Source organism: Streptomyces sp. NPDC085927, from assembly GCF_044540975.1.
Classification (GTDB): Bacteria; Actinomycetota; Actinomycetes; order Streptomycetales; family Streptomycetaceae; genus Streptomyces; species Streptomyces hirsutus.
Map to the genome: position 1 here is coordinate 279,096 of NZ_JBITSN010000001.1, position 18,146 is coordinate 297,241.

The following is an 18,146-nucleotide window of genomic DNA, read 5'->3' on the forward strand; positions in this document are numbered from 1 at the left end:
CTACGGTTGTTCTTCCCTCCAACAGTGCCATGGCCTTTTTCATTCCGAGACACCCATCCCGACCTGCGAGACGACCTCGTCCCAGTAGCCGGGCAGCGTCTCCCAGGGGCTGATGCGGCTGTCGCGGTCGGTGAACCAGACGGTCGCGGCACCCTGCCAGCGGGCGATGCGCAGTGCCTCCTCCAGATGCGGCCGGGGCACTCCGTGGACGAAGTGGCAGAAGCGCTCGGGCGGGTGGTCGGCGGTCCACTCGGCCACCTGTGACCAGCGGTAGTCGTGCCACGAGCCGGAGAAGGTGACCAGTTGGTCGGCGATGGCGGCGTGGCCGGGGTGCGGGTGGGTCCCGTGGCCCAGGACGATGTGGGCATCGTCACGGATCATCCGGAGCGTGTGGACCGCGCGCCGGACCGCGGGGAGCGCGGCGCGGTCCGCGGGGCAGCGGTCCAGGAGGAACCCGTCGGCCTGGTACCAGTCGATGAACCGGTGCGCGTCCGGGATCAGCTCGCCGAAGTCCCGGAGGCCGTATGCCGAGTCGAGACGGCCCAGAATACGGACACCGGCGTTGCGCAGGCGGCCGGCCGCTTCCAGGCAGCTCGGGTCGGGTTGCACTCCGGGTCCGTCGGCCACGTCCAGGACGACCCAGTGCAGCGGGCTTGCGCCTCCCGGGCGGGTGAGCGCGTTCCACTCGGCCGGGGCGAGAAGGGGATGCGCCAGGCCGGGCACTCCGAAGCCGGTACGGGCACCGGTGCCGGCGCCGGTGCCCGTACCGGGTCTGCTGCCGCCCGCGGTGACCGGAGGGACGGGAAGGACCGGATCGCTCGGACGACCCGGACCGCTCGGATGGCCTGGCCCGCTCGGATGGCTCCGGTTGATCAGATACGACATGCCGCCTCCATCCAGATGTCGGCGAGGGACTCCTCGAGATTGATCCGGGGGCGCCAGCCGAGCCGGTCGCGTGCGGTGCGCACGTCCGCCTGCTGCCAGCTGCCGCAGCCGTCCGGGTACGGGAACGCGACCGAAGCCGCGTGAGGGTCGGACTCGCCGCGCGGGTGTCCGATGGCCGGCCTGAGATGCGGGGTGTGGGCGATGTGCCCCACGTGTCCGCCATGACCCCCGTGGGAGGCGTGGGCGCCGGGCGGGCCGTCGAGCTCTTGGAGGGCACCGCCGTATCCGGCCACGCGGGCGAGCACCGCGGCGGCGTCCCGCAGGCGGACGGCGCGGCCCGAACCGATGTTGATGACCCCCTGGGCGGCGGAGAGCGAGGCCGCGTGCACGGCACGGGCCACGTCCCGGACGTCGACGAAGTCGCGCTGGACGCCGAGACCGCCGAGTTTCAGTTCGCCGTCGCCGGACTGCATGGCGCGGCGCATGGCCTCGGCGAGGCGGCCGAGCGGCGAACCGGCGGGGGTGCCGGGCCCCGCGGGTGAGAAGACCCGCAGGACCACGGCGTCCAGGCCGGAGCCGAGGACGAGTTCGGTCGCGGCGAGCTTGCTCACACCGTACGGACCGCCGGGGCGGGGGACTGCGTCCTCCGCCGTGGAGGAGTTGGGCTGGCTGGGGCCGTATTCGGCACTGCAGCCGATCTGCACGAGCCGGGCGCCGCAGCCGCTGCGGCGCAGGGCCTCGCAGACGGTGGCGACGGCGACGGTGTTGTGCCGGGTGAGGTCGCGGGCTCCGCCGCGGGTGGTGCCGGCGCAGTTGACCACGACGCCGGGGTGGACGGCGTCGAGGAACCGGGTGAGTGCGCCGGGGCTGCCGGTGGCGAGGTCGAAGCGGACGTCGGCGTCGTCGCCGCGGCCGAGGGCGGTGAGCTGGACGGCCGGGTCGGCGAGCAGACGGTCGGCGACGAAGCGGCCGATGTACCCGTTGGCTCCGATCAGCAGGACTCTCATCGGGTGGCTCCTGTGACGGCCGAGGCTGCTGGACGGGTGATCATGCGGGATCTCCTTGGGGTGGTGCCTCCGGCTGGGCGTGGGCCGAGGCTCGGGTGAGGGTGCGTGCTGCGTGGATCAGAAGAGTCAGGGCGGCCGCACCGCAGATGAGGGTGGCGACGCCACTGGGGTCCCAGGCGGTGACCAGGGCTTCCACGGGGGTGGCCAGTGCCCCGCAGCCGGGCAGGCGGGCCGCGAAGACCGTGGCCAGGGCCGCGGCCTGGGCGAGGGCCGCGGCAGTGAGGATCACCTTCGGCGCGTGGGTGAAGCCGTGGAGGGTGAGGAGGCGGGCCAGGAAGAGGAGGGCGCCCAGGGTGAGCACTTCGTGGTGGGTGAAGGGCTCGTCCAGGGCCGTGGCGCAGAGGGTGAAGAGAGCGGCCAGGGCGCACAGGAACAGGGCGAGGGCTCCGAACAGCAGGGGGCGCACGGAGTCGGCGAAGTCTTCGAGGCCGCGGCTGGCCGCGACCTTGCGGCGGGCCCGTACGGCGAAGAGCCGGGCACTCCAGGCCCCGGGGGCGAAGGCCAGGGCCAGGGCCAGGGCCGGGGCGACGGTGAGCGTCCAGTCGCCCTCAAGGCTGCCGGGGCCGCCGGGGCCGCGGGTGGGCGGGCCGTCGGGGCCGCCGGTGATCGCGGTGTGGAGCAGGCCGTCGCCCAGGAGGGCGTAGCCGATGAGCCAGCAGGTCCAGGCCGCCGTGCCCGTGGTGGGCGGGGTGGACGTAACGGGCGTGGTGCCGAGCGGGCTGCCGCGCCGGAGGGCCGCGCGCATGGCCAGGGCGATGGCGAGGACACCCGCGGCGACCGCGTAGACGCGGCTCTGGCCGTGGGTGAGACGCAGGGCGGCCATCGACGCGAGGGCGAGGACGCCGGGGAGCAGGGTGAGGACGATCCAGCCGGCGCGGGGCCCCGGGGCGGTCGTGGCGGCGGAGGGGCGGGGGGTGTCGCCGTCGCGCGGGATCCGGGCGTACAGCTCCTCCGCGAGGGAGAAGACGTCCCGGTGCTTGAAGCGCGCGGCGGTCCGGTCGGTGACGCCGTGCGCCTCCAGGCCCGCCGCGATCTCCAGGGGGTCCACCGCCCGCTCGCACAGCTCGCGATGGCGGTGCAGCAGCGCTTTCACGGGGTCGGCGGCGCCTTGGCCGGTGCCGGACCGGGCGGACTCGAGGTCCAGTTCGTCGAGGCCCGTCATCGTGCCGCCTCCGTCGCGGGGACCGGTGATGCGCCCGGTACCGGGTCGGTGGCCGCCCGAGCGGGGGCGGGGGCGGACCGAGCCGGAGCGGGGGCGGACCGAGCCGGAGAAGGAGCCCGTGGCGGCGTGTCCGTGGCCCAGGTGGGGGCGGTACGGCGCGGCCCGCGGGAGGCGGGGTCGGCCCAGTGACCGGGGACGTGGGCCTCGACCGGGGCGGCGAAGGGCAGGGGATCACCCGTGCCGTTCAGGCGGACGCGACGGACCGGGGTGCGCGCGACGATCTCCAGGTACAGGTCGTGGAACGCGGCGACGTTCTGCTCGACGGTGAACAGTTCGAGTGCGCGGGCGCGCGCGGCGGCACCGAGGCGCGCGCGTCGCTCGGGGTCGCGCAGCAGCGACACGCACGCCTCTGCGAGTGCCCGCGGATCGCGCGGCGGTACGACGAGTCCGGTGCCGCCGATGACCTCGACCACCGCGCCGACGTCGGTGGACACCGTCGCGCGGCCGGCGAGCATCGCCTCGACGAGCCCGGTGGGGAAGCCTTCGACCACGCTGGACAGAACGGTCACGGCGCCTGCGGCATACGCGTCGGCGGGGCCGGTGAGCCCCGGCCCGCCGATCTCCTCGAAGGACACCGGACCCGCGCCGTCGGCGTGCGGGGCCCCGGTCCCGTCCGGGAAGAGCCGCGCGGCCAGTTCCCGGCAGTGCTCGAGGTAGGCGGCGCCCTCGGGGCCGGCCGGGCCGCCGATGATCCGCAGGCGGGCCCCGGGCTCGGCCGTGCGGATCCCGGCGAACGCGTGCAGCAGCGAGACCAGGTCCTTGGCGGGCTCCACCCGGCCGGTCCAGACGAGGGTGCGCGGATCGGCGCGCTCCGGGGACTCGCCCACCTCGGCGAAGGGCGCCGCGTCCATCCCGGGATGGACCGTGCGGACCTTCGCCCGGTCGGCGCCGCAGCGCTCCTGCCAGCGGCGGGCGTGTGTGTTGCCCGGGGTGAGGAAAGCGGCCCGCCGGTAGGTCTCGGCGGCGAGCCGGCCGTGGAAGGCCGCGAGGAGGGACCGGACGGCGGGTGAGGAGTCCGGCCGGGTCAGGTAGTGCGTGCGCAACCGTACGCCGTACTCGGTCACCAGCAGGGGGACGTCGAAGAAGTGGCCGGCGAGCAGGCCCGGGAGGGCGGCCGTGCCGCCGGAGGCGGCGTGGCACAGGTCGACCGCGCCGAGCCCGTCCTCCTCGTACCAGTCGAGCGAGAGGGGGCGCAGGGCCTCGTGCAGGTGCGCGGCGACAGCCAGCAGGTCCGACACCCGGGCCTCCCGCGCGGCGGGCAGCACGCGGGGCGCACGACAGGCGCGTTCCAGGGCGCGTACGGCGGTCTCGGAGCGGAGGGCGGTCGCGAGACCGCCCTCGTCGCGGGCGAGTTCGGCGAGGCCGTACAGGGCTCCGGTGAAACGGTCCGCCTCGGCCGGGGCACGGGTCGCCCCTTCCGCCCCGGGGGTCGCGGAGTCCGACGCGGGCCCCGGGTCCGACGTGCAGAGGACGGCGGCGAGTTCGTCGTAGTGCTCGGCGAAGCGCCGGCGTGCGCGCCTGCCGTACACCACCCCGTCGTCCTCGGCCGTCCACAGCGGCGCGGTGCGCACCCGTCCGACCTGGGGCGGCAGCGGCACCCAGCCGTCGTCCTCCTGGGCCTCGCTGCGACTGAACGCGTAGACGTCGAATTCGTGGTGCCCGAGTCCGCGCACGAGACGGTCGCACCAGAGTCCGGCGTCACCGCTCACATACGGATAACCACCGTCCGTAAGCAGTCCGATGCGCACGAGTGCACCCCCGATCTCCCGTATGGGGAGCCGCCGTTGACCCGGCGGCTCGCAGCGGGACGAACGTAGACGGTCAAGGGGGTGGCGTGATGGACGGTTGTCCGTCGCACCACCGGAAGGGGTGAACGGTCGTAACTTTCCGGCGCGGGGCGCGTTTAGCCACGCTAAGAGATCAGATGACCATGTGGACGGCGGCGGTGCACGGCACGGGCACCCACGGTCCCCGGGCCGGCTCCGACGCTCCCGTCAGCCCTTCGGGTACGGCCAGGCGTTGGGCAGGCAGCTGATTCCGTCGTGGTCGAGGAACTTGGTCTGCTGCTGCATGACCGGGGCCAGATCGCCGTCCTTGTCGCAGGTGAGGTGGTTGTACCCGAGGCGGTGACCGATCTCGTGGTTGATCAGCATCTGGCGGTAGGTGAGCATCTCGTCGCCGTACGTCTCGGCACCCTGCGCCCAGCGGAACGCGTTGATCATGACGCGTTCGGTGGCGGCCGAGTCGCAGGAGACATTGTCGACCGTGGTGTCCAGCCCTGACTTGGCGCACCATTCGGCGGTCGTGCCGGGGCTGGCGAGGGTGATCACGAAGTCGGGACTGCCGGAGTGGATGCGTTCGAAGGCGCGGGCGCCGTTGTGCGCCCAGCTGCGGTCGTCGTTGAGCGTCTGGTGCACCGCCTCGGCGAAGAGCGCGCCGTCCAGACCGAGTCCCCGCTCCACGTCCACGCGATAGGTGATCTTCTCCCCCTTGCCCGGCGCGTCGGCGATGCCGGGGACCGCGTCGAACTTCCCCGAGCCCTCGGCCGTGGCGCTGAGCGGGTACTTCTTGTCCATCTTCTGCGCGTACGTCAGCGGCCCGGCGCGGGAGGCGCCCGGGGACGTGTCCTGCTCCTCGCCCGCGCCCCCGTTCACGCCGGGGTCCCGGGCGTCGCGCGCTGCCTGTTCGGGGGCGGACTGCGCCTGGAGGCCGTCGGAACCGTCGCCTCCGTCGGCGACCTGGCCGGCCACGACGACCGCCAGCACGGTGGTGACGGCGGCGGCCGCGATCCCGGTGAACGTGCGCCCCTTGGTGCCCTTGGTCTGTGCCGGTGTCCCGGTGGGCGGCGCGGCGTCGTCGGTGCCGGCCGGGGGCCGGGCGGCCGGGGCGGTGTTCCAGTCGGTGACGGCGTCGTAGGGGTCCACGGGACGCGCGGGACGCGCGGGGTCCGCAGGATGTACGGAGTCCGCGGGGGAGGCCGGGCGGGTCGCCGCGGGCGGGCGGGAAGCGAAGACGTCGTCGCCCTCCTCGAAGGCGTCGAGGTAGTCCTGCCGCGGGCCCCACCGCCCTCGCGGCCCCAGTGGTCCGCGCGGTCCCTCGGGTGGCGCCTGGCGCTGTCGCGGCAGGGGTACGGCCGCCCTGCCGGCCGGCCCGGCGTACCCGGGACCCTCGCTCCGTCCTTCCCACTCGCCCCAGCCGCCGCCGGGCTCCCGCTGCTCGGGATGGCCGCCCCCGCGGGCCCGCGGTACGCCGGGCCCGCGGGTGCCGTCGGGGAGACGGGGGAAGCCGTGGGCGGGGGTGCCGTCGGGGAGGCGGGGCACTCCACGCGCCGGTGTCCCGTCCGGGAGCCAACCGTCCGGGAGCCGTGGTACGCCGGGGTCCGGGGTCCCGGGTCCCGCGGGCGGGCCGCCCCCCTGTGATCCCTGTCCGGGTGAGCCGTACGGGCTGGGCGGAACGTGCGGGCCGTACGCGCCGGTTCCGTCGGAGGTCGCCCCCTGCCCCGGGGGCGTCGTCCCCCGCGCCGGGCGGGCGTCGCCCTTGGGTGCGGGTCCACGACGGCTGTGGCGTCCCACGTCGCGCCTCAGCCCCTCGGGTTCTCGGCGGTGGTCCCGCCGTCGGCGGCCTCGTCCGCGGCGATACCGGCGGCCGAACCCGGAGCGCCCTTCGCGCCCAGCTCCAAAGTATCCCCCTCATCGGCCGAATCCGTGGCATCCAGAAGGAGTTCGCGGAAGGCGGCAGCCACCGCCCCGGGGTATTCCATCATCGCCACGTGGCCCGCGTCGGGCAGGGTGACCAGTCTGGAGTCGCGGAACGCGCGGGCCGCGCGCCCGGCCATCCGGAAGCCGACGAGCTGGTCCCGGCCGCCGTACAGCAGCAGGGTCGGCGCGAGCACCCGCTCGGCCTGACGCCACAGCCCGTGCTGGCCGCCGAGGGTGTACGCGTTGACGAGACCCCGCGCGGAGCGTGCCATGGCGTCCCAGAAGTACGGCAGCCGCAGCCGCCGTTCCATCTCCTGCACGGCGTGGCGGAACGCCTCCGGCGACACCTGCCCGGGGTCCCCGTAGCTGAGCGACACGACACCGCGGACACGCTGTTCCGCCGTCCATCCCCGGGTGATCCGGGTGAACAGCCGGGCCACCCCGGGCAGCGCCAGCAGTCCCGTCGGCACGGCGGTGCGCTGCACGCGCAGTTCGGGAAGGGCCGGTGACACGAGTGTGAGCGTGCGGACGAGGTCGGGGCGTACGGCGGCGACGCGGGTGGCGACCGCGCCGCCGAGCGAATTGCCGAAGAGGTGCACGGGGCCGCGCCCGGCGGCGTCGAGATAACGGATCACCGCGCGCGCGTGCGCCGAGATCGAGTAGTTGCCGTCGTCCGGGGGCGGCGAGTCGCCGAAGCCCGGAAGGTCGACGGCCTCGCTGTGGACGACGTCCTCCAGGAGGGACATCAGCGACGACCAGTTCTGCGACGACCCCCCGAGCCCGTGAATGTGGAGCGCGGGCGGCAGCCCTTCGCGCGCGGGTGGCCTCGACCGCACGGACAGGGTGATGCCCGGGAGCTCGACCGACCTGAGACGCTCGCCCTCGGCGACCCTCACGGCGACCGCTTCGGGAAGCACGGTCGCGGGCGGCACGGGCGGCACGGGCGGCAGGTCGGTCGAAGACATGCGGCAATGTTACGAGATGATCACGCCGGGAATCCTGTGGCGGCGGTCACAGGCCGGCCCCGTCATGTGCGCACCGTGTCACATCCCGGTCGCGGATCGCATAGCGCCCGGATCGGGTGTCTCCTAGGCTCGTACCCAGGGCACCCGTATATGGCCCCCGCATGTTCCGGGGACGTTCGCAGGAAGGGAGCCCAGCCATGACCACAGACCCCACCGATCCCGAGACGTTCGAGGAAGCCGCCGACGCCCGCGAAGGCATGGAGTACGGCGTCGAGGCGCCGGAGGCCGATGCCGCCGAACAGCTCGCGGACCTCACCCCGGACCGCGACGACCCGCTGACCGACGCCGACGCCGACCGGGCCAATGAGGCGGACCTCGCCGAGCAGGCCAGGATCGTCTCCCTCGACGAGGACGACTACCGGTGACGGTGACGAGAGAGCCGGGGAGGCCGCCGAAGGGTGCCTCCACGGAGAAGGCACCTGCGGAAATGAGGCTTCACCTTGCCCCGTCTGGCAGCTTTTGAAACCGTCTGTACGGCTTTCGGCGTCGCCCGGTCCGTGAAATTCTGCGCTCTCACCGCGCACAGCACGGTTACCGAAAAGTACGATGACGGCGCGGCTCACACCGCACGTGGACGACAATGGGAGGCGGCGTGACAGCCATCGAGCAGACAGAGACCGTGCGCCCGAGGGGTACACGCCTGCCGCGCCGTGCCCGACGGAACCAGCTCCTGGGCGCCGCCCAGGAAGTGTTCGTCGCGCAGGGTTACCACGCGGCGGCGATGGACGACATCGCCGAGCGTGCGGGTGTCAGCAAGCCGGTGCTCTACCAGCACTTCCCGGGCAAGCTCGACCTTTATCTGGCACTGCTGGACCAGCACTGCGAGTCGCTGATCCAGTCGGTGCGCCACGCGCTCGCGTCGACGCACGACAACAAGCAGCGCGTACGGGCGACCATGGACGCCTACTTCGCGTACGTCGAGGACGACGGCGGAGCCTTCCGTCTGGTCTTCGAGTCGGACCTGACGAACGAGCCCGCCGTGCGCGAGCGCGTGGACCGGGTCACCAACGACTGTGCCGAGGCGATCTGCGACGTGATCGCCGAGGACACCGGGCTGTCCCGCCAGGAATCGATGCTGCTCGCCTCGGGGCTGGGCGGTCTGGCCCAGGTGGTCGCGCGGTCCTGGCTGCACAGCGACCGCAGCGTGCCGCGCGACCAGGCGGTCCAGCTGCTGACCTCGCTGGCCTGGCGGGGCATCGCCGGATTCCCGCTGCACGGCAGCGATCAGCAGTTCTGACAGCGCCGGGCGGCGCGTGCGAGCCGGCGGGGACTGTCGTGTGTTCCCGCCGGCTGTTCGCTCCTGGCGTGGCGGGGGCTGAGCGTGCGGGTCCCCGCACCGGGCTAATGTGTGCTGAGTACGGCGCGGAAGGTCGCGCACTTCACTGACCGTCGGAGGGACATAGCCGTGGAGGTCAAGATCGGCGTGCAGCACGCGCCCCGCGAGATCGTTCTGGAGAGCGGTCAGAGCGCCGAGGAGGTCGAGCGCGTGGTGGCCGAGGCGCTGGCCGGGAAGTCTCAGCTGCTGAGCCTCGTGGACGAGCACGGTCGCAAGGTCCTGGTCCCGGCCGACCGTCTCGCGTACATCGAGATCGGCGAGCCGGCCCCGCGCAAGGTGGGCTTCGGCGCGCTGTAGGCGACGACCGGCAGACACGGAAGGGCCCGGCGGCTCGGCACCTCGAACCGCCGGGCCCTTCCGTGTCCCCGCTCCGTGCCTCTGCGTCGCTCCGCCTCTTCCTCTTTCCGTGACTCCGCCGCTCCGGCTCGCCGCCCTCTCCCGGCCGGCGCCTCTGCGCGGCTCTCCGCCTCTGCTCCGTTCGGCTTCTCTCCCCTGCCGTCCTCCTGCGCCCCGGCTGTTTCCGCCGCCGCGCGCTCCCGCCTCCGCCCGCACAAACGGGACATGGACCCCTACAGGGGAGGATTGGATTCCGCAGGTCAGGGGTAAGACGGGCTACGACCGATGCGAACAGGCCAGCCATGTGGGAGGGGCCCGACATGCTCTTGGAAGCGCTCAGTTCAGTGATCCTCGGCCTGGCTCTGGCATGGGCGGCCACCCGCCGCCTGCCGCACCGTCTCCCCGCCCGCACCCTGGTCCTGTCGACCGGTGCGGCCGGGGCACTGTTGGGCGCGTTCCTCACGCACAGCGCGCTGGACGCGGGCAACCTGCTGACGACCCTGTCCGGCGCGGCGATCCTCTCCGTGGCGTCACTGTCATTGCTCCTGCGTCCCGCAGGAGGACTCCGCGGCCGGTCGGCGACCGCCTGACCGGCCGCCGACCGGCGCCCGACGTAGGGAACGGAGGCGGGCGGAGGCGGGCGGCTCTCAGGCCGCCAGACCCAGGGCCGCCATCCGCTTGGTGTGGGCCTCGGTGATCCGGGAGAACATCCGGCCGACCTCGGCGAGGTCGAAGCCGTCCGCGACTCCGCCGACGAGCATCGTCGACAGCGCGTCCCGGTCGGCCACCACCCGCTGCGACTGGGACAGGGCCTCACCCATCAGCCGACGCGCCCACAGGGCGAGCCGCCCGCCCACACGCGGGTCCGCGTCGATCGCCGCGCGCACCTTCTCCACGGCGAACCCGCCGTGCCCGGTGTCGTCGAGCACCGACAGCACCAGCGCGCGGGTGTCGGAGTCCAGCCGGACCGCGACCTCCCGGTAGAAGTCACTGGCGATCGAGTCGCCGACGTAGGCCTTGACGAGTCCCTCGAGCCAGTCGGAGGGCGCCGTCTGCTTGTGGAAGCCCTCGTACGCGGCGACGAACGGCTCCATCGCGAGGGTCGACTCCTCGCCGATCCCGGCCAGGCGGTCGCGCAGCCGCTCGAAGTGGTGGAACTCGGCCGACGCCATCTTCGCCAGCTCCGCCTTGTCCTCCAGCGTGGGGGCCAGCTTGGCGTCGTCCGCGAGCCGCTCGAACGCCGCCAGTTCCCCGTACGCGAGCGCGCCGAGCAGGTCCACGATGGCCGCGCGGTACTGCGGGTCGGCGGAGGCGGCCGCCCAGTCCATGGCGGCGACGCCGGTCGGCGCGGCGGGGGTGTCGGTGGTCTCCGCGGCACGGTCAGGCTTGTCAGAGCTCGTCATAATCCGCACAATAGCCCGCTCGTCGCGGGCCGTAAGGCGCTGGTCAACACGTGTGACGACGACTACGTGGCCAAATCGGCCATGGCGTGTGCGCGAATCCGGGGTATGGTGGTAATGCGCCCGCCGAATACTCTGACGTAGTCGGCAGGGCGCATGTATGAGGATGCCCGGTCGGAGGCCCGATCGGCTCCGCCCCGACCGCTCTCCCTGACCGTACGGCACATTGCGTACGACGATCGGAGGGACCCTCAGCGGTACGAGCGCTAGAGCGTCGGCAGTGGTCCCGTGCCCTACGGCATCCCCGTAAGGCAGCCGACGTCCCCGGCACGGTCCATAGACGACCCCCGCGCTCGCCTCGCACCGCGCACACAGAAGAGGCAGCACCCTGACTACGTTCCGAGAGCTCGGGATTCTCCCCGAGACCGCCGAAGCCCTTGAAGCCGTCGGCATCATCACCCCCTTCCCCATCCAGGAGATGACGCTCCCCGTGGCCCTGTCGGGCACGGACGTCATCGGCCAGGCCAAGACCGGCACCGGAAAGACGCTGGGCTTCGGCCTTCCGCTCCTCGAGCGCGTGACCGTCCCCGCGGACGTGGAGGCGGGCCGTGCGAAGCCCGAGGACCTCACGGACACGCCGCAGGCGCTCGTCGTCGTCCCCACCCGCGAGCTGTGCACGCAGGTCACCAACGACCTGCTGACCGCCGGCAAGGTGCGCAACGTCCGTGTCACCGCGATCTACGGCGGACGGGCCTACGAGCCGCAGGTCGAGGCCCTCAAGAAGGGCGTCGACGTGATCGTCGGCACCCCGGGCCGGCTGCTCGACCTGGCCGGGCAGAAGAAGCTGAACCTGAAGGATGTCAAGTCCCTCGTCCTCGACGAGGCCGACGAGATGCTCGACCTGGGCTTCCTGCCCGACGTCGAGAAGATCATCAACCTGCTTCCGGCCCGCCGCCAGACCATGCTGTTCTCGGCGACGATGCCGGGCGCGGTCATCGGACTGGCCCGCCGCTACATGTCGCAGCCCACGCACATCCGCGCCACCGCGCCGGACGACGAGGGCGCGACCGTCGCGAACACCACGCAGTTCATCTACCGCGCGCACAACATGGACAAGCCCGAGTTGGTCTCGCGGATACTCCAGGCGGACGGCCGGGGCCTGGTCATGGTCTTCTGCCGCACCAAGCGCACCGCCGCCGACCTCGCCGACCAGCTCAAGCAGCGCGGCTTCGCCTCCGGCGCGGTCCACGGCGACCTCGGACAGGGCGCCCGCGAGCAGGCACTGCGCGCCTTCCGCAACGGCAAGGTGGACGTGCTCGTCTGCACCGACGTCGCCGCCCGCGGCATCGACGTCGAAGGTGTCACGCACGTCATCAACTACCAGTCCCCCGAGGACGAGAAGACGTACCTGCACCGCATCGGCCGTACCGGCCGCGCGGGGGCGAAGGGTACGGCGATCACGCTGGTCGACTGGGACGACATCCCGCGCTGGCAGCTGATCAACAAGGCGCTGGACCTGGGCTTCGGCAACCCGCCGGAGACGTACTCCACCTCCCCGCACCTGTTCACCGACCTCGGCATCCCCGAGGGCACGAAGGGTGTCCTGCCGCGCTCGGAGCGCACCCGCGCCGGGCTCGACGCGGAGGAGCTGGAGGACCTGGGCGAGCCGGGCGGCCGTGGTGGCCCGCGCGGACGCGGTGGCCGCAACGAGCGGGCCGACCGCAACGACCGGGGCCAGCGGGCAGACCGGGGCGAGCGGGCCGACCGGGGCGACTCCCGGTCCGCCGACCAGGAGCATCCGGCCCGTACGCCGCGCCGCCGTCGCCGTACGCGTGGCGGTACGCCGCTGAGCGACTCGGCGCAGCAGCCGGCGGCCCTGCCCGTCGAGGACACCGGTGAGGCGGAGGCCGGTACGGCTCCCCGCACCCCGCGTCGCCGTCGCCGTATGCGCGGCGGAGCCCCGGCCGAGGCCGCGACCACTCCGGTGACTGCGGTCGAGTCCGCCGGGCCCGTGGAGTCCGCCGAGGCCGCTGTCGCGACGGCGGAGGGCACCTCCGGGGCCGCTCTGGAGCACCCGGAGACTCCTGAGACCCCGTCGAAGCCGCGCCGCCGCCGTTCCCGCAGGTCCGCGGAGACGGCAGCCGTCGACAGCACGGCCCCGGCCGGTTCGCCGGTCGAGACCGACGCGGCGGTGGCGGTCGCCGTCGCCCCGTCGGCCGAGAGCACCGCTGTGACCGGGACGGTCCCGGCGACCGGGGAGCCCGAGGCCCCCGCCGCCGAGCCGCGTCGCCGCCGGACCCGCAAGTCCGCGGTCGCGACCACGCCTTCGGCTGCCGAGACGGTGGTGGACACCGCCGAGGTGACCACCGAATCCGCACCGGAGCCGGCTCCGGCCAAGCCGCGCCGCGCCCGCAAGAGCGTGGCCAAGGCCCCCGAGGCTGCCGCGGCCGAGGCCGTGCTCGACACCGCCGAAGGTGCGGAGGCCAAGCCCCGTCGCCGCACCCGCAAGGCCACCGCGACCGCCGAGGCCACCGAAGCCGCCGCGAGCGCCGTCGGTATCCCGGCACAGGCCGTTTCCGAGGCCGAGCCGGCAAAGACCGCGGCGACCAAGCCCCGGCGCACCCGCAAGGCCACCACCAAGGCGGAGACGGCCGTGGACACGGCCGAGGCCGCCGAGGCCAAGCCGCGCCGCACCCGCAAGGCGGCCACCGTCGTGCAGGAGCCGGAGGCCACGGTGGACACCGCGGTCGAGGCGAAGCCCAAGCGCACCAGGAAGACGGCGGCCGCCAAGGCCGTCGACATCACCGAGGCCGCTGAGGTGGCCGAAGCGGCCGAGGCCAAGCCCCGCCGCCGTACCCGCAAGGCCACCGCGGACACGGCCGGCATCCCGGCGCAGGCCGCGTCCGAGGCCGAGCCGGAGACGGCCGAGGCGAAGCCCCGGGTCCGCCGCACCCGCAAGGCCGCGGCGACGGCTCCCGCGGAGTCCACGGAGGCCTGACCCGCACCAGAGGCACGGTTCGACGGCCCGGTCCCCCATCCGTGGGGCCGGGCCGTCGGCGTCCCCCGGCAGGCGTCACCCGGCGCCCCGTCGACGCTCCGGCGCCCGCTACCCTCACCCCGTGACCAGCCACGCCGCCCCCGTTTCCCCTCCTGCTCCTTTTCCCTCTCCCTCTCTCTTCCGCGCGATGCCGTCCGGCGCCCGGGCGTACCGACTCCGCACCTCCCGTGGGGAGTTCGCCGTCGTCGACGTGCCGCCGACCGAGGAGGTCGAGCCGAAGGGGGTCGTACTGTCGCTGCCCGGGTTCACGGGGAGCAAGGAGGACTTCACGCTGGTGCACGGGCCGCTCGCCGCTCGCGGGTACCGCAGCGTCGCCGTGGACGGGCGGGGGCAGTACGAGTCGGACGGGCCCGTGGACGACGAGTCCGCCTACGCGCGGGCGCAGTTGGCGCGGGATGTGCTCGCGCAGGCGGAGGCGCTCGGCACGGACGTACCGCTGCATCTGGTCGGACACTCGCTGGGCGGCCAGATCGCCCGTGCGGCGGTGCTCGAGGACCACTCCCCCTTTCGTTCGCTCACCCTGATCTCGTCCGGCCCCGCCCGGATCTCCGTCTTCCAGGAGCAGCGCGTGAAGTTGCTGCGGGACGCGCTCGCCCGGATGACGATGGCGCAGTGCTGGGAGGCGGTCCTGGCCCTGGGGCCGCCGGAGGAGGTCGGCGGGCCCGCGCGCGGGCTCGGCGGCCAGGAGCATCTGCGTCGACGCTGGTTGGACACCAGCCCCGCTCAACTACTGGCTACCGGGCGGCAGTTGTGTGCGGAGTCGGACCTGGTCGCCGAACTCGCCGCCGTGCCAATGCCGTTCCACGTGCTGTCGGGTGCGCACGACGACACCTGGCCGGTGCCGGACCTCGACGCCATGGCCGTACGCCTGAACGCGCACCGCACGGTCGTCGTCGGCGCCGGGCACTCCCCCGCCGTCGAACGGCCCGAGCCCACCGCGCACGCCCTCGCCGCCTTCTGGGACGGCCTCCAGGCCCCCCGCGCCGGCACCGCCACCGGCACCGGTACCCACTCCCTCGCCTAGTACTGCGCCTGGAGGTGGGACCAGAAGCCGTCGCGCAGGGCGCGTCTCAGGTCGGCCTGGCCGCGCAGGGAGTACTGCAGCAGTCCCTCGGCCTCCACCAGCAGGTCCTGGTCGACCGAGCCGGGCAGATAGGGATGGCCGGGCAGCAGTTCCACCAGCGAGTCCCGCCCGCGTTCGGAGAGCCACTTCGCGGCGATCTGCGCACCGACGAAGCGGACGTCCTCGCGGGTGGGCCGGCCTGTCGTCGGCTCGTACCCCGGGGCCGTGCGCCGGGAGACGTACGGCTTGAAGAAGTCGAGGTCGAAGGTGCGCTGGCTGTCGACCTCCCAGAGCAGGGGCTCGGCCTGGTTACGGCCCTCGGGCGCCTCGATGCCCCAGAGGTGGACGCGGGCGCCGTACCCCTGGGCGGCCTCGACCGCCGAGACCAGGTCCTCGTCGCCGCCCAGCAGGGCGGCGTCGCTGATGGCGCGGTGCCGGGCCAGTGACTCCAGGTCGGAGCGGATCAGGGAGTCGACGCCCTTCTGCTGGTTGTTGGCGTTGAGGTTGCCGAGGCGGACCTTGACGTCGGGAAGCTCTGCGATGGTCTGCTGCTCGGCGGTGTGGATGCGGCGCCTGGCGCCGTCGTACCAGTAGACACGCAGCAGCCTGCTGTCCGCGAAGATGGTGCGGGCCCGGTCGATGAGCGCGTCGATGAGTCCCTCGGCGTCGAGGTCGAAGGCCCGGCGGTCCTCCGTCCCGGCCACCAGCCGTCCCGCCGCCGCGTACAGATAGCCCGCGTCGACGAAGATCGCGTGCGTGGAGGGCGTCTTCGCCACTTCGGCGAGCATGCGCTGGAGCAGCTCGTTCGTGCGGTCGATACGGGAGGTCAGGTCCGCCAAGTCGTCGTTCATCGCCTCTATTGTCCCGGCGGTCACTGTGCGAACACAACCGGCCCCGGTCGGTCTCCTTCGAAACATTCGCTTGTCGGCAACCCGTCAATACTTAGCCGATCGAAGAATTTCCTTAGCGTAGGGAATGTTTGCATGGGACAAACCGTTGACCACTGATGGAACACGAGCCGATCCGGCTCGTGGCCGTCCGCCCAGTAGTTCTCCTTCAGGAGGATGACCAGACGAAGGGAGAAGCCCTTGCGCTTCGAAATCATGCGACTCGACGACGTCGACGGCACCGCCGTGGACACGACCGTTGTGGACGCCGCCTCCGTCAACAGCATCGTGCAGCAGGCCGCCGCCATCGGGCAGCGCCTGTGGATCCGCCCGGCCGACACACCGGCCTCATAACGCAGAACGCCGGTCCTGTACCGCCTGTTCCACCTGTTCCGAAGCCTCCGTCCCGTCTTTCGAAGGGCACGGGGGCTTTGTGCGTCCCCCGTACCCCGTCCTGCGCATTCTGCGCCCTGCGCCCTGCCTCCCACGTCCTGTGTGACGCGGGGCGAACGAGGGCGGGGCGGTCAGCTGCCCCGGATCACCTGCGTGACCCCGTTGATGATCTGCTGCACGGCGATCGCGGAGAGCATCATGCCCGCGAGCCGCGTCACCAGGACCACCCCGCCGTCCTTGATGACCCGGATGATCAGCAGCGAGTACCGCATGACCAGCCACAGCACCACGTGGATGGCGAGGATCGCCACCCACACCGACACCTGGGCCGAGGTGCTGTCGGCCTTCTGCACCGCGAGGATGACCGACACGATCGCGCCGGGCCCGGCCAGCAGCGGCATGCCGAGCGGCACCAGAGCGACGTTGACGTCCTTGGTCTGCTGGGGCTCGTCGGTCTTGCCGGTGAGCAGGTCGAGCGCGATCAGCAGGAGCAGCAGCCCGCCCGCGATCATCAGCGCGGGCATGGACACATGCAGGTAGTCGAGGATCTGCTGCCCGATCAGCCCGAACAGGACGATCACGCCACCGGCCACGCAAACGGCCTGGAAGGCCATCCGCCTCTGCACCTTGGTGGGCCGGCCCGCGGTCAGGGCCAGGAAGATCGGGGTGATCCCGGGGGGATCCATGATGACGAAGAGGGTCAGGAAGAGGGAGCCGAAGACGGCGACGTCGAACATGTCTGCCTTGCTGGGAAACGAAATGAAATGAAATGAGCGGAGAGGGGTGAGGGTGAGGGAGAGCAGTGAGCAGGCGGCACCCGGGAAGGAGCGCGCTCAGGTGTGCTCAAGGAGAGAGCTCAGGGGGAAAGCGGGCGCCGCCCCGGCGCGGGGCGGGCCCGGGAGGTACGGGCGGCTCAGGCCCCGCCGGCCCCCGGCACCGGGAACGCGCCGGTCGCGCGGCGCGTGATCTCGCCGTACACCTCGGGGTCCGTGGTGAACTCGCCGGGCACGCAGCTCTTCCGGCTGCCGTGGTAGTCGCTGGACCCGGTCACGAGCAGCCCCAGTTCCTTCGCGAGGCCCCGCAGCCGCGCCCGGGTGTCGAGGTCGTGGTCCATGTGGTCGACCTCGATGCCGTCGAGACCGGCCTCGGCCAGTTCCGCGATGGCGGACTCCGGTACGGTCCGGCCGCGCTTGCTCGCGGCCGGATGGGCGAACACCGCCACCCCGCCCGCGCCCTTGATCAGCCGGAGCGCTTCGAAGGGGTCGGTCTCGTGCTTCGCCATGTGGGCCCGGCCGCCGTCCGCCAGCCACTCCCGGGTGAAGGCGTCGTTCACTGTCTCCACCACACCCAGCTCGACGAGTGCCGTGGCGATGTGCGGGCGGCCCACCGAGCCGTCGCCGGCGATCCGGGCGACCTGCTCCCAGGTGACGGGCACGCCCAGGCCGTTCAGCTTGGCGATCATGCCCTGGGCCCGCGGCACGCGGTCGTCCCGGACCAGCTCGCGCTCGGCGAGCAGCGCCGGCTCCTCGGGATCGAAGAGGTAGGCCAGCATGTGCATGCTGATGCCGTCGTACCGGCAGGAGAGTTCGGCGCCGGTCACCAGAGTGAGCCCCGGGGGGAGCGCGGCGAGGGCCTCGGCGTGGCCGCGGGTGGTGTCGTGGTCGGTCAGCGCGACGACGTCGAGACCGGCGGCATCGGCCGCGCGGACCAGGCCGGCCGGGGAGTCCGTACCGTCGGACGCGGTGGAGTGGGTGTGCAGATCGATACGCACGACGC

General features: G+C 72.9%; 17 protein-coding genes. 7 read left to right on the forward strand and 10 right to left on the reverse strand.

Annotation, left to right across the window (positions count from 1 at the left end; genetic code table 11):
* Positions 1-39: 39 nt before the first annotated feature.
* From ACIF80_RS01330 to ACIF80_RS01355, 6 genes are all read right to left on the reverse strand, one after another.
* On the reverse strand, positions 40-885 hold the full coding sequence (locus tag ACIF80_RS01330) for a spherulation-specific family 4 protein (RefSeq protein ID WP_399797862.1): 846 nt from the start codon (positions 883-885) through the stop codon (positions 40-42).
* On the reverse strand, positions 873-1,892 hold the full coding sequence (locus ACIF80_RS01335) for an NAD-dependent epimerase/dehydratase family protein (RefSeq protein ID WP_399797864.1): 1,020 nt from the start codon (positions 1,890-1,892) through the stop codon (positions 873-875). Before ACIF80_RS01335 ends, ACIF80_RS01330 begins: the two co-directional genes overlap by 13 nt.
* A 40-nt stretch (positions 1,893-1,932) precedes the next feature.
* Positions 1,933-3,114, reverse strand: a complete 1,182-nt coding sequence (locus ACIF80_RS01340) for a hypothetical protein (RefSeq protein WP_399797867.1) — start codon at positions 3,112-3,114, stop codon at positions 1,933-1,935.
* Positions 3,111-4,922 carry a DUF3492 domain-containing protein gene (locus tag ACIF80_RS01345; protein ID WP_399797870.1) on the reverse strand — a complete coding sequence of 604 codons (1,812 nt, stop codon included), beginning with the start codon at positions 4,920-4,922 and terminating at the stop codon, positions 3,111-3,113. The genes ACIF80_RS01340 and ACIF80_RS01345 overlap by 4 nt, the downstream gene beginning before the upstream one ends.
* Positions 4,923-5,168: 246 nt before the next feature.
* Positions 5,169-6,746 (reverse strand): DUF3152 domain-containing protein, encoded by a 1,578-nt coding sequence (locus ACIF80_RS01350; RefSeq protein ID WP_399797872.1) that lies wholly within the window; start codon positions 6,744-6,746, stop codon positions 5,169-5,171.
* A gap of 8 nt (positions 6,747-6,754) precedes the next feature.
* Positions 6,755-7,837 carry an alpha/beta fold hydrolase gene (locus tag ACIF80_RS01355; RefSeq protein ID WP_399797875.1) on the reverse strand — a complete coding sequence of 361 codons (1,083 nt, stop codon included), beginning with the start codon at positions 7,835-7,837 and terminating at the stop codon, positions 6,755-6,757.
* Positions 7,838-8,034: 197 nt separating this feature from the next.
* On the opposite strand from ACIF80_RS01355, the gene ACIF80_RS01360 reads away from it, so the two are divergent.
* The 4 genes from ACIF80_RS01360 to ACIF80_RS01375 all read left to right on the forward strand — a co-directional run bounded on the left by ACIF80_RS01360 (position 8,035) and on the right by ACIF80_RS01375 (position 10,159).
* Complete coding sequence (locus tag ACIF80_RS01360; RefSeq protein WP_399797878.1) at positions 8,035-8,262, forward strand: hypothetical protein; 228 nt, start codon at positions 8,035-8,037, stop codon at positions 8,260-8,262.
* 227 nt (positions 8,263-8,489) lie between these two features.
* Positions 8,490-9,134: a TetR/AcrR family transcriptional regulator gene (locus ACIF80_RS01365; protein WP_399797881.1), complete on the forward strand. Its 645-nt coding sequence runs from the start codon at positions 8,490-8,492 to the stop codon at positions 9,132-9,134.
* A gap of 168 nt (positions 9,135-9,302) precedes the next feature.
* Positions 9,303-9,530 (forward strand): DUF3107 domain-containing protein, encoded by a 228-nt coding sequence (locus tag ACIF80_RS01370; protein ID WP_399797883.1) that lies wholly within the window; start codon positions 9,303-9,305, stop codon positions 9,528-9,530.
* Between the two features lie 359 nt (positions 9,531-9,889).
* Positions 9,890-10,159, forward strand: a complete 270-nt coding sequence (locus tag ACIF80_RS01375) for a hypothetical protein (protein WP_399797886.1) — start codon at positions 9,890-9,892, stop codon at positions 10,157-10,159.
* Positions 10,160-10,216: 57 nt separating this feature from the next.
* Here the strand turns inward: ACIF80_RS01375 and ACIF80_RS01380 are convergent, their stop codons facing one another.
* Entirely contained in the window at positions 10,217-10,972 is a 756-nt protein-coding gene (locus ACIF80_RS01380) for a ferritin-like fold-containing protein (RefSeq protein ID WP_399797889.1), read from the reverse strand.
* Positions 10,973-11,447: 475 nt separating this feature from the next.
* On the opposite strand from ACIF80_RS01380, the gene ACIF80_RS01385 reads away from it, so the two are divergent.
* Positions 11,448-13,967 (forward strand): DEAD/DEAH box helicase, encoded by a 2,520-nt coding sequence (locus ACIF80_RS01385; protein WP_399797891.1) that lies wholly within the window; start codon positions 11,448-11,450, stop codon positions 13,965-13,967.
* 187 nt (positions 13,968-14,154) lie between these two features.
* A complete protein-coding gene (locus ACIF80_RS01390; RefSeq protein WP_399799362.1) occupies positions 14,155-15,051 on the forward strand; it encodes an alpha/beta fold hydrolase in 897 nt (298 codons plus the stop codon).
* On the opposite strand, the gene ACIF80_RS01395 is transcribed toward ACIF80_RS01390, so the two are convergent.
* Entirely contained in the window at positions 15,048-15,941 is an 894-nt protein-coding gene (locus ACIF80_RS01395) for an NYN domain-containing protein (RefSeq protein ID WP_399797893.1), read from the reverse strand. The two genes, ACIF80_RS01390 and ACIF80_RS01395, sit on opposite strands and share 4 nt — an antisense overlap.
* 237 nt (positions 15,942-16,178) lie before the next feature.
* Between ACIF80_RS01395 and ACIF80_RS01400 the strand changes: the two genes are divergently transcribed.
* Entirely contained in the window at positions 16,179-16,331 is a 153-nt protein-coding gene (locus ACIF80_RS01400) for a hypothetical protein (RefSeq protein ID WP_399797897.1), read from the forward strand.
* Positions 16,332-16,501: 170 nt separating this feature from the next.
* Here the strand turns inward: ACIF80_RS01400 and ACIF80_RS01405 are convergent, their stop codons facing one another.
* Together ACIF80_RS01405 and ACIF80_RS01410 are read right to left on the reverse strand one after the other, a co-directional pair.
* Positions 16,502-17,107 carry a MarC family protein gene (locus ACIF80_RS01405; RefSeq protein ID WP_399797899.1) on the reverse strand — a complete coding sequence of 202 codons (606 nt, stop codon included), beginning with the start codon at positions 17,105-17,107 and terminating at the stop codon, positions 16,502-16,504.
* 176 nt (positions 17,108-17,283) lie between these two features.
* Entirely contained in the window at positions 17,284-18,141 is an 858-nt protein-coding gene (locus ACIF80_RS01410; protein WP_399797902.1) for a PHP domain-containing protein, read from the reverse strand.
* Between the last annotated feature and the right edge of the window lie 5 nt (positions 18,142-18,146).